Below are 14,624 nucleotides of genomic sequence, written 5' to 3'. Positions count from 1 at the left end.
CGATGCAAATAGACCTGCTCAAGGAATCGCTGCTGGGCCACTGGGTAACCACTGCCGGCGTGCTGCAATGCGAATTGCAGTTCGGCAGCCGCCTGGTCTACGTCCAGCACCCCAGCAACGAACCGCCCCAGCGCCGGCTCGCGACCGCGCAGCAAGGGGTACAGGCCGCCTGGGACGACATCCCCCAGGCCCTGGCCTTTGCCGAGCGCCTGTGCGTGCCCGGCATGCGCAAGGTCTGGCAGCTGTACGCACAAGGCCTGCTGTCGTGCCCGCCACTGGAGGTCTACTCGATTCATTTCGAGATCAACAGCCCTTACCCGTCCTACACCATTTCCCAGAACCCGGATTTCGACTGGGAGACCAGCCTGACGGTGGAGGACGAGCAGGGACAGGTGCACCGCCTGTCTCTGGCCGAGTACGAACCTGGGGAAGACTTCTGGCTGAGCGTGCGGCGCCTGGGCGCCGGCCAATTCCAGAGCGATACCTGATCAGCCCTTCTTTTTCTGCAAGGCCTTGAGCCGGATGCCGGCCCGCTGCACGGCGGCCATTTTTTCCGGGCGCTTCATGCGCTTCCATTTGCGGATGTCGTCCTTGCTGCGCCCGCAACTCAGGCACAGGTCGCCACTGAGCTGGCAAAGGGCGATGCAGGGGTTGTCGATTTCCTTGGCCATGGCTCAACCCCGGCCCGGGCGCAGGCGCTTCAGGCGTTGCGCCCAATCGCCACCATTGATCCGCCGGCATTGCTCTTCGCTGTCGAAGAACACACGGGTTTCCAGGGCGTCGAGGTGAACATCGGCCTCTTCCAGGGCCCGGGCCGTCAGTTCGAGCATCCGCGCGCCCTGCCCGGCCGCCAGGGCCTGCTCCTTGTGGGCCTGGGTGTCGAAGACCCAGACCACCACCAGGCTCGCCGCAAAGGCGGCGTAGTCCACTTCGTGGGTCAGCCAGGAAAAACCGACGATTTCGGCCTTGGCGGCTTCGCAGGCTTCGGTCAGGGTGGCGGCCAGCAGGCGCTCCGTGGCCGCCTGCTGGCGTTTGTTGAATGGCATGACAAGCCTTGAGTCGCAGCTAAAAGGCCGCACACCATACCTCAAGCCACTCGCCCGCGGCGGCGCTTTGCGGCTAGGCTAGTGCGCTCCTGCCCGCTTCAAGGAAGAACGCACATGCAAAAGACCTCCTTCGCGCTGCTCGTGGCAGCGCTCCAGCTCGCCAGTGCCAGTGCCCTGGCGGCCACGCCGCCGGTGGCCGACGCCATCTGGTTCAATGGCCCGATCATCACCATCGATGACCAGCACCCCAAGGCCCAGGCAGTGGCGGTGAAGGACGGCAAGATCCTCGCCGTGGGTGACCGGCAACAGGTACTCAAGAACAAGGGTCCGGCCACGCAGATGCTCGACCTCAAGGGCGCGACCCTGCTACCGGGCTTCGTCGACCCCCACGGCCATGTGTCGATGGTGGGTTTCCAGGCTGCCAGCGCCAACCTGCTGCCGCCACCGGATGGAACCAACAACAGCATCCCCGGGCTCCAGGAAACCCTGCGCAGCTTTGAACAGCAGTCGCCGATCCCCAAGCAGTTCGGCGTGCTGTTCGGCTTTGGCTATGACGATTCCCAGCTGCAGGAACAGCGCCACCCCACCAAGGCCGACCTGGACGCCGTGACCCGCGACCTGCCCATCGCCATCGTCCACCAGTCCTCGCACCTGGGGGTGCTCAACAGCAAGGCGTTGGAACTGGCGGGGATCGACGCGTCGACCCCCAACCCGGAAGGCGGGGTGATCCGCCGCGTCGACGGCAGCCAGGAGCCCAACGGAGTGCTGGAGGAAAACGCCTTCTTCAACGCCCTGATCAAGATCTTCCCCAAGCTCACCGCCGACCAGGCGGTGGACATGCTCAGCGCCGGGCAGAAGCTGTATGTCAGCTATGGCTACACCACGATCCAGGACGGCCGCTCTTCCCCGGACCAGGTCAAGACCGCGATCAAGGCCGCGGGCGATGGCAAGTTGCTGGCGGACATCGTCTCCTACCCGGATATCCTCACCCCCGGCGTCAAGCAACTGATGGTCGCCCCCTGGTATCACCCGAGCAACCAGCCGGTGGTGTACAACCAGCACTTTCGCATCGGTGGGGTCAAGCTGACCCTGGACGGTTCGCCCCAGGGCAAGACGGCCTGGCTGAGCCAGCCCTACTTCAAGCCGCCCCAGGGCCAGGACGCCAGCTATGCCGGCTACGGCGTGGTCAAGGACGCCGACGCCCTGGCCATCTATAAAGAGGCCCTGGCCAACCGCTGGCAGATCCTTTCCCACACCAACGGCGACCGCGCCATCGACCAGTTGCTCGGTTCCATGCGTGCCGCGGAACAGGCCTACCCCGGGGTCGATGTGCGGCCGGTAATGATCCACGGCCAGACCCTGCGCAAGGACCAGGTGGCCGAACTCAAGCAACTGAAGATCTTCCCTTCCCTATTCCCCATGCACACCTACTACTGGGGCGACTGGCATCGCCAGTCGGTGCTGGGGCCCGAACGCGCGGAAAACATCTCGCCGACCCAGTGGGTGCTCCAGGCCGGGATGAAATTCACCACCCACCACGATGCACCGGTGGCCCTGCCGGACTCCATGCGAGTGCTGGCAGCCACGGTCAACCGCACCACCCGCAGCGGCTACGTACTCGGCCCGGACCAGCGGGTGACGCCCTTGCAGGCGCTGAAGGCCATGACCCTGTGGTCGGCCTACCAGCATTTCGAAGAAGACCGCAAAGGCTCCATCACCCCGGGCAAGCTGGCGGATTTCGCGGTGCTCTCGGCCAACCCGCTGACCGTCAAACCCGAGACCCTGAGCGAGATCCAAGTGCTCAAGACCGTCAAGGAAGGCCGGGTGATCTATGAGCGTCCGGTAAAGGTGGCAGGCTTGCCGCCGCCGTTCGGGATGCATGGCGATCCGTCATTGCCGGTGCCCCAGGGCATCAAGGCCGTGGCCCAGGGCGACGGCGACCTGGGCCCGGCCCTGGATGTGATCTACGACCGGCTGGCGCCTGTGCAGCCTTGAAACCCGCTATGGAAAACGCCGCGACGCCCATCCAGGCACCGCGGCCTTTTTTCCGCTCGCGCAAAGGCGCCGGTGGCGAGAGAGCCTGCGTCCGCTAGAGCGCCATGAGGGCCTAGGGGCGGCTACGCCACCCAGCGGGAGCAAGCTCCCTGGCCAGGGTTTGCCTTCACCCACACAGCCACATCAGATCTTGCTGCCCAGCGCAGTCGACAGCACCTGATCATGCCCGTAGATGTCCGGGGCATACAGCAGTTGCCCGTGGCTGTCGGCCTGCACCGTCCAGTAGCTGAGCAGGATCGGCACCGGCTTGGCCAGGCGGAACTCGTGGGTCAGGCCGGTGGCCAACAGCTCGTTGGTGCGCAACCGCTCCGCCGGGCTGAGCAGCCAGTCGCGCAGTTGCAGGGCCTGCTCGACCCGCACGCAGCCGGAGCTGAAGGCCCGCGGCCCCTTGCTGAACAGCGCCTGGCTCGGGGTGTCGTGCAGGTACACCGAGAACGGGTTGGGGAAGCGGATGGCGATGCGCCCCAAGGGGTTGCGCGGGCCGGCGCCCTGGCGCAGGAGGATGTTGCCGGGGCGGTCCCAGTCGATGTCCTCGGCCGCCAGGGGCTGGCCGTTGGCATCCAGCACCTGCAGGTTCTGGCGGTTGAGGAAACCCTGGTCGCGGCGGATTTCCGGCAGCTTGTCTTCCTTGAGGATGGTCGGCGGCACGGTCCAGGTGGGGTTCAGGGTCAGCCGGGTGACCTGGGATTTGAGCAAGGGCGTCTGGCGCTCCGCGCGGCCGACCTGGGTGCGGGTCTGCCAGACCACCGCGTCGTGCTGATAGAAGGTCAGCTGGGCGGCGGCGACGTTCACCAGCACCAGGTTCGGCTCGTAATCCTGGGCCAGCCAGCGCAGGCGTTCGAGGTTGATGCGCAGCTGTTCGCGGCGCTCGGCCGGGCTGATGTTCATCTCTTTCAGGGTGCCCGCGCCGACCACACCGTCGGCCTGCAGCGAATGGCCAAGCTGGAAGTTCTTCACCGCGCTGACCAGCTCGCCGCTGTAGGCGTTGTCCGGGTTGACCACCGGGCTTTGCAGGTAGCCGCCGTGGTACAGGCGCAGGGCCAGCTCCGGCACCCGCTTGTCCTGCATGTCCGGGCGCAGCAACGGGCCGCCGGCCACGGCCTGCCACTGGGGCAAGGGTTGCTGGCGCTCATGGGCATAGGCCTGGCGCAGGTTGCGGTATTGCGCGAGGCTGGGGCGCGCCTGCTCGAAGGCCGTGGCGATGTGGGCGATGCCCGGCACGGCAATCGCCAGCAGCGCGCTCTGGCGATCGTCCGGCAGCGGCTGGGCCCGCCACATAGGCTCGAAGCGGCTTTGCGCCAGGCGACCGTAATGCAGGTCCTGCAGGGCTTGCAGGTACTGATGGGTGATATCGATATCGCTGCACAGGCCATCTCCCGCCGGGCTCGCCTGCGGCAGGCGGTAGTGGCCCGGGTCCAGCCCGTCGTCCACCAGTTGCGCCAACTGCGCCTGCAAGCTGGCCAGGCGGCCCGCCACGGACCACACCTGCTGTTCGCCCTGTTGCTGGTAGAAGCCCTGCAACAGCTGCTGGGCCGGGGTATTGAGCCGCGGCGCCAGGGCCGGGCAGGCCACGGCCAGTTGCGTCAGCGCCGTTTGCATCGGGCTCGCCGACAGCTGTGGCAGCTCATCGGCCAGCGCGACCAATGGCGCAGCGAGCAGGCACAGGGTCAAGTAACATGCGGGTTTTTTGAACAACTGCTTTACTCCAATCCGTGGGCGCCCAGCGGGCGGCCAACCATTACGGCAGATGCGGAAAACAATCGGGCCTGGGCATTAAACATATAGACCAGACTGCCGGGGGAACGACAGGACGTCAGGAGCCAAAGTGACCATGGGGACGCTCTATACATGTTGAATTTCTCGTGCCGGTTCTGCCTGGTGGCCATTGCCCTGGGCGCCTTTTCCATTTCGTCCTTCGCCGCCAGCAAAGTCCAGCCCGTCGCCAGCCCCACGCTGTACGCCAGCCTCGCCCACGCCGCCCCGCAACTCAATCCCCAGGCCCTGAAAAGTGCCCTGAGCGCCATGCAATGCGCGGTAGGCAGCGGCGCCCGACAAGCCCGCCACCTGGCGGTGATCGACTACTCGCAGCCCTCCACCGAACGGCGTCTGTGGATCTTCGACCTGCGGACCAAAAAACTGGTGCTGCGCGACCTGGTGGCCCACGGGCAGAAATCCGGGGAAAACTTCGCTACCCAGTTCTCCAATCGCCTGGGCAGCTACCAATCCAGCCTGGGCCTGTTCCGCACCCAGGAAAGCTACGAAGGCAGCCATGGCTACTCACTGCGCATGGACGGCCTGGAACCGGGCTTCAACGACCGGGCCCGGGACCGCGACATCGTGATCCATGCCGCCGACTACGTGAACCCCTTGTGGAGCCAGCGCCAGGGCCGCATCGGCCGTAGCCAGGGCTGCCCCGCGGTGCGCCCGCAAGTAGCGCGCCAGGTGATAGACAAGCTCAAGGATGGCCAGTTCATGTTCTCCTGGTACCCGGACCAGCGCTGGTTGAAAACCTCGCCCTACCTCAACTGCCAGCCACGCCAGGTGGCGAGCATCCTCAGCGCCAACGGCGGCTGAGCAAGCCGGCCGGATGCTCGGCGCCTGCCCTCTTCGCAGTTGCGCCGCACGCCGGCGGCGAGATACCGTTACCGACCTGGAACGCCACCTCGCCCGAGCTCCACGCCATGCCTTCGCCACATGCCCTGCTTCTGCAACAGCCCGGACCACGCCCGGCGTTCTACCGGGTGGCCGAACACCTGTGGGGCGCTGGCTGCAATGTGGATTCCGATGGCGACAGCCGGACCACCGACGATGACCAGTGGACCGAGCTGACCCTGATACTGCGCAATTCCAGCCAGCAACGGCTGGACATCGAGCCACTGTCCCTGGCGCCCCTGGTCCTGCTGATCCGCGCTTCCCAGGCGGACCTGGGGCAAAAGGCCGCACAGTTTATCCAGTCGGTGGCAGGCGGCACACTCCAGGCCCCCATCAAGGACCGATAAGGATCACGCCCTGCCCCCCGCAGGCGCTGTCCTTCACGACAGGCAGTACTCCCATGACTCCACCCGAAATCGACTTTTTCCCCGACTTCATCGCCGACCCGCATCGGCTGTTCAACCACCTCAAGGACTCCGTGCTGTGGGACGAGCGCATGCGTGCGCGCAAGACCGCCAGTTTCGGCGCGCCCTACGACTACTCGCAGATCACCTACCCCGCCGTGCCGATGCCCGAAGCGCTGGAGCAGTTGTGCGGGCCCATCGAGCAACTGCTGGGCTTTCGCCCCAACAACTGCCTGCTCAACTGCTACCCCGACGGCCAATCCTCCATGGGCTTTCATTCCGACGCCAATGAACAGTTGGTGACAGGCACCGGGGTGGTGATCGTCTCCCTGGGCCACGCCCGGGCCATGGTCTTTCGCCACAAGGAAAGCGGCGCCACCTTCGACTACAGCCTGGCCAGCGGCTCGCTGCTGCACATGTCGGACGAACTGCAGAAACACTGGCTGCACGCGATCCCCAAGGCGCCGGACGCCGGCGAGCGCATCAGCCTGTCGTTTCGCCAGCTCAAGACCGGCTAGTGCTGGACTCGGTCAGGATCGGCCCTTGACTCAAGGGCCGGGCCATCGACAATGCCCGGCTGTATTCAGCGTTTGCCCCGAGGCCCCATGCAGTTGCTTCCCTGGTCCTACCCCTGTCCCGAAGGCTTCACCCTGCGCGGCCTGCGCTCCGCGCCTTCGGGCAAGCCCCTGCTGCACTTTCTGCACGGCAACGGTTTCTGCTCCATGGCCTATCAGCCGATGCTGGCGCTGCTGGCCGAGTCCTTCGACCTGTGGCTCAGTGACGTCCAGGGCCACGGCGATACCGACCACGGCGGCCCGTTCCTCGGCTGGAACCGTACCGCGGAACTGGCAGCCGAGGCCTTCGAAGCCGGGCTCGATGCCTATGGCGAGGTACCGCGCTATGCGCTGGGCCACAGTTTTGGCGGGGTGCTCACCTGCCTGATCGTCGCCGAACGCCCGCAACTGTTTCGCAAGGCGGTGATGCTGGACCCGGTGATCTTCACCCCCTCCATGATCGGCTCCCTGGGCGTTCTGTCGGCCCTGGGCCTGAACCGCCGCCACAGCCTCGCGCGCAAGGCCGCCGCCCGCCGCCGGCGTTGGCCGGACCGCGCCGCCGCCAAGGCCGCGCTGGCCAACCGGGGCATCTTCAAGGGCTGGAGCGACGCGGCCCTGGCCGCCTATGTCGAACACGGCCTGAAGGACGACGAACAAGGCGTGGCCCTAAAATGCGCCCCCGAGCGCGAAGTGGATATCTACAGCTCCTTTCCCCGCCGCCTGTGGCGCTCGCTGCGCCAGGTGAAGACCCCAAGCCTAGTGATCCACGGCCGCGACAGCTACCCCTACGTGGCTCGCTCGATCAAGCGCTGGGCGGCCATCAACCGGCACCTGAGCACCCAGGTGATCGACGGCCAGCACTGCTTCATGCAGGTCGACCCGGCCACCAGCGCCCGCTCCATCCAGGGCTTTCTCCAGACCGAAGGCCGGTGAAAGCCGCGGGCCAGGCGCCCGCGACAGATGTCACCGTGCTATCATTGGCGGGTTTTCCAGGCAGGCCGTGCAACCTGTCGATCCTGGAAAGCACTGGACAAAGGCGCCGATCAGATGCGCCTGCCGCCTGCCTTGTGTGCAAAAAGCCGACGGTGCCGTGGGGCCTGGCCCCACCGCGCACCGCACCGATGCAAACCGCGACTCGCCTCGCCGGTTGTACTTTTTGCCGCCACAAGGAACACAGTCATGCTCTTGAGAACGATGAACATTTCCCGCCGCGCAGGGTTCAGCTTCGCCCTGATCGCCCTGCTGGCCCTGGCCCTGGGAGGTTTCTCCCTGCTGGAAATGCAACGCATGAACCAGCAATCCCTTGAGGTCGACCAGAACTGGCAGCCATCCATCGTTGCCGCCAATGCCCTGGCCCTGACCAGCACCCAGATCCGAACCCTGACCCTGCGCATGCTGGTGGTGCGCGACAGCGGTGACGTGCAGACCTTGCTGTCGCGCCTCAGCGAGCTGGAGCAGCAGCAGGATCGGCAACAGCAGGCCTATGAAAAACTGATCAACGTCGACGACGAACGCGCCGCCTACGAGCGTTTTGTCGAAGCCGAGGCGCTGTACCTCAAGGACCAGCACCGGATCACCGACCTGATGCGCCAGGGCCACAAGGAAGCGGCGATCGACATCGTCGACGGCGGCCCGTTCCTGGCCAATGCCGACGCCATGCTCAAGGAATTGCTGACCATCATCGACGTCAACACCCGGGGCGGTATCGCCGCGGCGGCGCAAAGCAACCAGGTGTTCAAAGGTGCCGTGGGCATGGTCCTGCTGATCATGCTGGTCGTGGTGGCCCTGACCGTGGTCCTGGCCCTGTTCCTGACCCGCAGCATCGTGCGCCCCCTGGGCCAGGCCGTGGAGGTAGCGGAAACCATCGCCCGCGGTGATCTCGGCCAGAGCATCGCAGTCAGCGGCAAGGACGAACCGGCGCGCCTGCTGCACGCCCTGCAGACCATGCAGGCCAGCCTGCGCGGCACCCTGCAGCGGATCGCCGATTCGTCCAACCAGCTGGCCTCCGCCGCCGAGGAACTGCACGCGGTCACCGAGCATTCCAGCCAGACCCTGCACCAGCAAAGCAATGAAGTGGAGCAGGCGGCCACCGCGGTCAATGAAATGACCGTCGCCGTGGAGGAAGTGGCGCGCAATGCGGTGAGCACCTCCGAAGCCTCCCAGGAAACCGACCGCACGGCCCATCACGGCCGCGAGCAGGTACAGCACACCGTCGACTCCATCGGCCAACTGGCCGAAGACGTGACCCAGACCTGCCAGCGGGTGGAAAACCTGGCGGTGGACGTGCGCAATATCGGCCAGGTGCTGGAAGTGATCCGCTCGATTGCCGAACAGACCAACCTGCTGGCGCTCAATGCCGCCATCGAGGCCGCGCGGGCCGGGGACGCCGGACGCGGCTTCGCCGTGGTCGCCGACGAAGTGCGGGCCCTGGCCCATCGCACCCAGCAGTCGACCCAGGAAATCGAAAGCATGATCAACACCATCGAGGAAGGCACCGAAGGTGCGGTCAGTGCCATGCGCAACAGCAACGAGCGCGCCCACCTGACCCTGGAAGCCGCCCGCGCTTCGGGGCTGGCCCTGGACCAGATCACCCAGGCCATCACCACCATCAACGAGCGCAACCTGGTGATCGCCAGCGCCAGCGAGGAACAGGCCCAGGTCGCCCGCGAGGTGGACCGCAACCTGATCAATATCCGCGACCTGTCGACCCAGACCTCGGCCGGGGCCAACCAGAGCAATGCCGCCAGCCAGGAGCTGTCACGCCTGGCGGTGGACCTCAATGCCCTGGTGACCCAGTTCAAGCTTTGACGCTTGCCGCTTCAGAAGGCGTAGCGGCCGATCACCTGCCGGACCCTGGCTAGCGCCACGCCCAGATCGGCCATGGCCACCGAGCCCAACGCCAGGCGAATGGCGTGGGGCACCGGGCCGGCGCCGACAAAGGGCTCGGCGGTGGACACCGAGACCTTCTCCCGCAGCAGCGCCATGGCCACCTGATCGGCCCGGACTTCCTCGGGCAAGGGCAGCCAGAGGAAGTAGGAGTTCGGATGGCTGACATAGGCCAGCCCGGCCAGGGCTTCCCGGGCCAGGGCCTGGCGGGCCTGGGCATCCTCGCGCTTCTGGTGCTCCAGGCGCGCCACCGTGCCGTCCTCGATCCAGGCACAGGCCATGGCGGTCATCACCCCCGGGGTGTTCCAGGTGCTGGTGCGGATCGCACGCTCGATCAGCGCCACCCAGGCCGGCGGCGCCACCACATAACCGACCCGCAGGCCGGTGGCCACATTCTTCGAGAACCCCGAGATGTAGACCGTGATCTCTGGTGCCAGGGCAGCCAGCGGCGCGGGAGGATCCAGGGCCAGGAAGGCGTAGGCGGCGTCTTCGATGATCAGCAGCCCGTGGGCCCGGGCAATCGCCACCAGGCGCTGGCGCCAGGCCAGGGCCAGCACCCAGCCCATGGGGTTGTGCAGGGTCGGCATGGCGTATACCGCGCGCACCCGCCGCCGTTGGCACAAGCGCTCGAAGGCCTCCAGGTCCGGCCCCTGCTCGCTCAGGGGAATGGCCAGCAGTTCCAGCCCGTGGGCCTCGGCCACCACCTTGAACCCGGGGTAGGTCAAGGCATCCACCGCCACCACATCACCGGGCCTGAGCAACGCCATCAGGGTGGTCGACAGGCCGTGCTGGGCGCCGCTGACCAGCAGCACCTGCTCGCCCTCCACCACCAGCCCATGGCCTGCCAGGTAGCGCGCCACCGTGGCCCGCTCATGACTGCGCCCGGCGTGGGGCTGGTAGCGCAGCAAGGCTTCCAGGTCGCCGGTCGCCGCCAACTGGCGCAAGGCGCTACGCAGCAGTTCGGCCTGGCCGGGCAACGCCGGGTAGTTGAAGTTCAGGTCCAGGGTGCCCGGTGCCGTAGCGGGCTGGTCCACGCCCTGCCCTGGCGGCAAGGCGGTTTCCCGGACATAGGTCCCACGCCCGGTTTCGCCGCTGACCAGGCCCATGGCTTCCAGCTCGGCGTAGACCCGCGATGCAGTGACCAGGGCCAGCCCTTCCCGCGCCGCCAGCTCGCGATGGGTGGGCAGGCGGGTGCCGGGGGCCAGGATGCCGGTACGGATATCGGCGGCAAAGGTGTCCACCAGTTGTTTGTAGCGGGCACGGGCCATAGGCGCTGTATCCATGACAATTTTTTGATTGTGCTGATTTTCAATCCTAGGATGGGCTCGACACAAGCCCCCGCCGCTGCGGCCTCCCACTTCTTGAGCACTCCCCGAATGGAACGGACATCGACCCTGCAATCCCCAACCCTGGAAAAAACCGCCAGTGGCTGGCTCAACGGCTTTATCGGCGTGCTGATCTTCAGCGGCTCACTGCCGGCCACCCGGGTCGCGGTGCTGGAGTTCGACCCGCTATTCCTCACCGTGGCCCGGGCCACCATCGCCGGGCTCCTGGCGTTGTGCATCCTGCTGCTGTTCAAGCAGCGCCGTCCGAGCCGCACCCAGCTCCTGCCCCTGACCATCGTTGCCCTGGGCGTGGTGCTGGGCTTTCCGCTGCTCACGGCCCTGGCCCTGCAGTACGTGACCTCGGCCCATTCCATTGTGTTCCTTGGCCTTTTGCCCCTGGCCACCGCGGTGTTCGGCGTGCTGCGCGGCGGCGAGCGGCCGCGCCCTGTGTTCTGGCTGTTCTCGGTGCTCGGCAGCCTGTTGGTGGTGGGCTATGCCCTGTCCCAGGGCCTCACGGCTTCACCCGAGGGTGACCTGCTCATGCTCCTGGCCGTGCTGGTATGCGGCCTGGGTTATGCCGAAGGCGCCAAGCTGTCACGCACCCTGGGCGGCTGGCAGGTGATCTCCTGGGCCCTGGTGCTGTCGCTGCCACTGATGGCCGCACTGACCCTGTTCAGCATGCCCGCCTCCTTTAGTGGCATCAGCCTGCCGGCCTGGGTCAGCCTGGGCTACGTATCGCTGTTCAGCATGCTGATCGGTTTTGTCTTCTGGTACCGCGGGCTGGCCCAGGGCGGGATCGCCGCCGTCGGCCAGTTGCAGTTGCTGCAACCCTTTTTCGGCCTGGCCCTGGCCGCCGGCCTGCTCCACGAGCACGTCAGCCTGGGCATGCTCGGGGTCACCGTGGCGGTGATCCTCTGCGTGGTCGGGGCACGAAAGTGTTCCAAATAAGTACAAGGCAGTGGCAGCGCTTGCCGGGCTGCCACTGATTGCGCGGGGATATGAAGCAAGAGCCGCAAAGGGCTCGGGGGTCAGGTCGGAGAGATAGTCGCGAGCGCACCGAGCGCGATGGTCAAGGCTAAAAATCCAAACAAGAAAAACGCCATCTTAGTCATCAGGCCTCCTGAACAGTAGGTATGCGGTGCAGCGGGCCCGGTCTCCAGCCGTAAAGCCGGCCGGGCGCGCCATTTTCAAACCATGGCTGTTCTGATAACAGACGCAGATGCGCAAGAAAAATACGGATCAGATGCGCCGCGCCGGCCTCCGCTACCTGCTTGCTCGCCCTCGCACCACTTGCCCCCGATGCCATGCTGGAAGCAGAAAACCGGAGCACGCCGACGTGCTCCGGTGGCGGGGTTGGCCGATCAGGCCAGTTCTTTACGCAACTGACGGGCCGCGGTGACCATGTGCACCAGGGCTGCTTCGGTTTCCGGCCAGCCGCGGGTCTTCAGGCCGCAGTCCGGGTTGACCCACAGGCGCTCGGCAGGGATGCGGCGGGCGGCCTTGCGCAGCAGGTTGGCCATTTCCGAGGCATCCGGCACCCGTGGCGAGTGGATGTCATAGACGCCCGGGCCGATCTCGTTCGGGTAGGCGAAGGCTTTGAAGGCGTCCAGCAGTTCCATGTCCGAACGCGAGGTCTCGATGGTGATGACGTCCGCATCCATGGCGGCGATGGACTCGATCACATCGTTGAATTCGCTGTAGCACATGTGGGTGTGGATCTGGGTTTCATCACGCACGCCAGAGGCGCACAGGCGGAACACTTCGGTGGCCCAGTCCAGGTAGTGCTGCCACTGCGCCCGGCGCAGCGGCAAGCCTTCACGGAACGCGGCTTCGTCGATCTGCACGATCCTGATGCCGGCGGCTTCCAGGTCCAGCACTTCGTCGCGGATCGCCAGGGCCAGTTGCCGGGCCTGTACTTCGCGGCTCACATCTTCGCGCGGAAAAGACCACATCAGCATGGTCACCGGGCCGGTGAGCATGCCCTTCATCACCTTGTCGGTCAGGCCCTGGGCGTAGCGGATCCACTCCACGGTCATGGCTTTGGGGCGGCTCAGGTCACCGAAGATCAGCGCCGGCTTGACGCACCGGGAACCGTAGCTCTGCACCCAGCCGAAACGAGTGAACACATAGCCGTCCAACTGCTCGGCGAAGTACTCGACCATGTCGTTGCGCTCGGCCTCGCCGTGCACCAGCACGTCCAGGCCCAGGCGTTCCTGCACCAGCACCGCGTGGCGGATTTCGCTGTGCATGGCTTCGGTGTATTCGGCCACGCTCAGCTTGCCCTGCTTGAACGACTGGCGCGCCAGGCGGATCGAGGCGGTCTGCGGAAACGAACCAATGGTGGTGGTGGGGAACAGCGGCAGGTCGAGGCCGGCGCGCTGCTTGGCGATACGCTGGGTGAAGGCCGAGCGCCGCTGGCTGTCCTTGGGGGTGATGGCCGCCACCCGAGCCTGTACCGCCGGTTTGTGGATGCGCGGCGAGGCCGCGCGGCTGGCCTGTACGGCGCGGCTCTGCTCCAGGGCCTTGAGCACCGCCTGGGCCTGCGGCTGGTTCACCGCCTGGGCCAGTACCGCCACTTCCTGGCATTTCTGCACGGCGAAGGCCAGCCAGCTCTTGAGCTCGGCGTCCAGCTGGTCTTCACGGTCCAGGTCCACCGGGCTGTGCAACAGCGAGCAGGAAGGCGCCACCCACAGGCGCTCACCCAGGCGCTCATGGGCGTGCTGCAGGGTGGCCAGGGCTTTTTTCAGGTCGCAGCGCCAGACGTTACGCCCATTGACCAGGCCCAGTGACAGCACCTTGTAGGCCGGCAGGCGATCGAGGATGGTCGGGTACTGCTCGGGAGCACGCACCAGGTCGATGTGCAGGCCATCCACCGGCAGGTTCGCGGCCAGGCCGAGATTCTCTTCCAGGCCACCGAAATAGGTCGCCAGGAGTTTTTTCAGCGGCTCGCGCTGGATCTGGTTGTAGGCACGTTCGAACGCGTTTTTCCAATCCTGGGGCAAGTCCAGCACCAGGATCGGCTCGTCGATCTGCACCCACTCCACACCCTGGGCCGCCAGGCGCTGGAAGATCTGGCCGTACAGCGGCAGCAGGCGGTCCAACAGCTCCAGCTTGTCGAACTCGGCGCCCTTGGCCTTGCCCAGCCACAGGTAGGTCAGCGGGCCGATCAGCACCGGCTTGACAGCGTGCCCCAGGGCCCGGGCCTCCTCGACCTCTTCGAAGAGCTGCTCCCAGCCCAGCTGGAATTGCTGGTCGGCGCCGAATTCAGGCACCAGGTAGTGGTAGTTGGTGTCGAACCACTTGGTCATTTCCTGGGCGTGGGCACCGCCGCAGCAGCCGTCGCTGACGCCACGCGCCATGCCGAACAGGGTCTGCAGCGTGGCTGGGCCATGCTGCGGACGGAAACGCTGGGGGATCACGCCGAACATCAGGGAATGGGTCAGAACCTGGTCGTACCAGGCGAAATCGCCTACGGGCAGCAGGTCGATACCGGCGTTTTTCTGCAGCTCCCAGTGAGTCTTGCGCAGATCACGGCCCACGGCGCGCAGGCCGGCTTCGTCGAGTTCGCCCTTCCAGAACGCCTCTTGCGCTTTCTTCAGTTCACGGTCGCGGCCAATGCGCGGAAATCCTAGAGAATGGGCCAAAGCCATGACATGCAACTCCCCTGTGTTTGATGGGAGCCATTGTCGGCACTCGGCCCTT

Annotated in this window: 13 protein-coding genes; 8 read left to right on the top strand and 5 right to left on the bottom strand. The window is 66.0% G+C overall.

Annotation, left to right across the window (positions count from 1 at the left end; translation table 11 throughout):
• Window positions 1-2 precede the first annotated feature (2 nt).
• Window positions 3-488: a hypothetical protein gene (locus tag KI242_RS12885; RefSeq protein WP_123473175.1), complete on the top strand. Its 486-nt coding sequence runs from the start codon at window positions 3-5 to the stop codon at window positions 486-488.
• On the opposite strand, the gene KI242_RS12880 is transcribed toward KI242_RS12885, so the two are convergent.
• Both KI242_RS12880 and KI242_RS12875 read right to left on the bottom strand, forming a co-directional pair.
• Entirely contained in the window at window positions 489-671 is a 183-nt protein-coding gene (locus KI242_RS12880) for a DUF1289 domain-containing protein (RefSeq protein ID WP_011060713.1), read from the bottom strand. It abuts the gene before it with no gap.
• A 3-nt stretch (window positions 672-674) separates the two neighbouring features.
• Window positions 675-1,046, bottom strand: a complete 372-nt coding sequence (locus KI242_RS12875) for a hypothetical protein (RefSeq protein WP_015635176.1) — start codon at window positions 1,044-1,046, stop codon at window positions 675-677.
• A 114-nt stretch (window positions 1,047-1,160) separates the two neighbouring features.
• Between KI242_RS12875 and KI242_RS12870 the strand changes: the two genes are divergently transcribed.
• A complete protein-coding gene (locus KI242_RS12870; protein WP_212806227.1) occupies window positions 1,161-3,041 on the top strand; it encodes an amidohydrolase in 1,881 nt (626 codons plus the stop codon).
• 183 nt (window positions 3,042-3,224) lie between these two features.
• Here KI242_RS12870 and KI242_RS12865 read toward each other — a convergent pair whose 3' ends face one another.
• Window positions 3,225-4,796 carry a L,D-transpeptidase family protein gene (locus KI242_RS12865; RefSeq protein ID WP_011060710.1) on the bottom strand — a complete coding sequence of 524 codons (1,572 nt, stop codon included), beginning with the start codon at window positions 4,794-4,796 and terminating at the stop codon, window positions 3,225-3,227.
• Window positions 4,797-4,949: 153 nt separating this feature from the next.
• Between KI242_RS12865 and KI242_RS12860 the strand changes: the two genes are divergently transcribed.
• The 5 genes from KI242_RS12860 (at window position 4,950) to KI242_RS12840 (ending at window position 9,519) form a co-directional block, all read left to right on the top strand.
• A complete protein-coding gene (locus KI242_RS12860) occupies window positions 4,950-5,675 on the top strand; it encodes a murein L,D-transpeptidase catalytic domain family protein (protein ID WP_053157782.1) in 726 nt (241 codons plus the stop codon).
• Window positions 5,676-5,782: 107 nt separating this feature from the next.
• The gene (locus tag KI242_RS12855) at window positions 5,783-6,100 is read left to right on the top strand and encodes a hypothetical protein (RefSeq protein ID WP_015635172.1); all 318 of its coding nucleotides are present in this window, start codon (window positions 5,783-5,785) and stop codon (window positions 6,098-6,100) included.
• A 53-nt stretch (window positions 6,101-6,153) separates the two neighbouring features.
• Complete coding sequence (locus KI242_RS12850; RefSeq protein WP_015635171.1) at window positions 6,154-6,675, top strand: alpha-ketoglutarate-dependent dioxygenase AlkB; 522 nt, start codon at window positions 6,154-6,156, stop codon at window positions 6,673-6,675.
• 87 nt (window positions 6,676-6,762) lie between these two features.
• Window positions 6,763-7,644, top strand: a complete 882-nt coding sequence (locus tag KI242_RS12845) for an alpha/beta hydrolase (protein ID WP_041774176.1) — start codon at window positions 6,763-6,765, stop codon at window positions 7,642-7,644.
• A gap of 246 nt (window positions 7,645-7,890) precedes the next feature.
• The gene (locus KI242_RS12840) at window positions 7,891-9,519 is read left to right on the top strand and encodes a methyl-accepting chemotaxis protein (RefSeq protein WP_212806226.1); all 1,629 of its coding nucleotides are present in this window, start codon (window positions 7,891-7,893) and stop codon (window positions 9,517-9,519) included.
• Window positions 9,520-9,530: 11 nt separating this feature from the next.
• On the opposite strand, the gene KI242_RS12835 is transcribed toward KI242_RS12840, so the two are convergent.
• Window positions 9,531-10,865, bottom strand: a complete 1,335-nt coding sequence (locus KI242_RS12835) for a PLP-dependent aminotransferase family protein (protein WP_174395003.1) — start codon at window positions 10,863-10,865, stop codon at window positions 9,531-9,533.
• A 108-nt stretch (window positions 10,866-10,973) separates the two neighbouring features.
• Here KI242_RS12835 and KI242_RS12830 point away from each other — a divergent pair, with 108 nt between their 5' ends.
• Window positions 10,974-11,870, top strand: a complete 897-nt coding sequence (locus tag KI242_RS12830; RefSeq protein ID WP_212806225.1) for a DMT family transporter — start codon at window positions 10,974-10,976, stop codon at window positions 11,868-11,870.
• A gap of 413 nt (window positions 11,871-12,283) precedes the next feature.
• On the opposite strand, the gene metE is transcribed toward KI242_RS12830, so the two are convergent.
• Window positions 12,284-14,572, bottom strand: a complete 2,289-nt coding sequence (gene metE / locus KI242_RS12825) for a 5-methyltetrahydropteroyltriglutamate--homocysteine S-methyltransferase (protein ID WP_212806224.1) — start codon at window positions 14,570-14,572, stop codon at window positions 12,284-12,286.
• Between the last annotated feature and the right edge of the window lie 52 nt (window positions 14,573-14,624).

The organism is Pseudomonas sp. Eqa60 (assembly GCF_018326405.1).
Classification (GTDB): domain Bacteria; phylum Pseudomonadota; class Gammaproteobacteria; order Pseudomonadales; family Pseudomonadaceae; genus Aquipseudomonas; species Aquipseudomonas protegens.
This window is presented reverse-complemented; position numbering and strand designations above follow the sequence as displayed.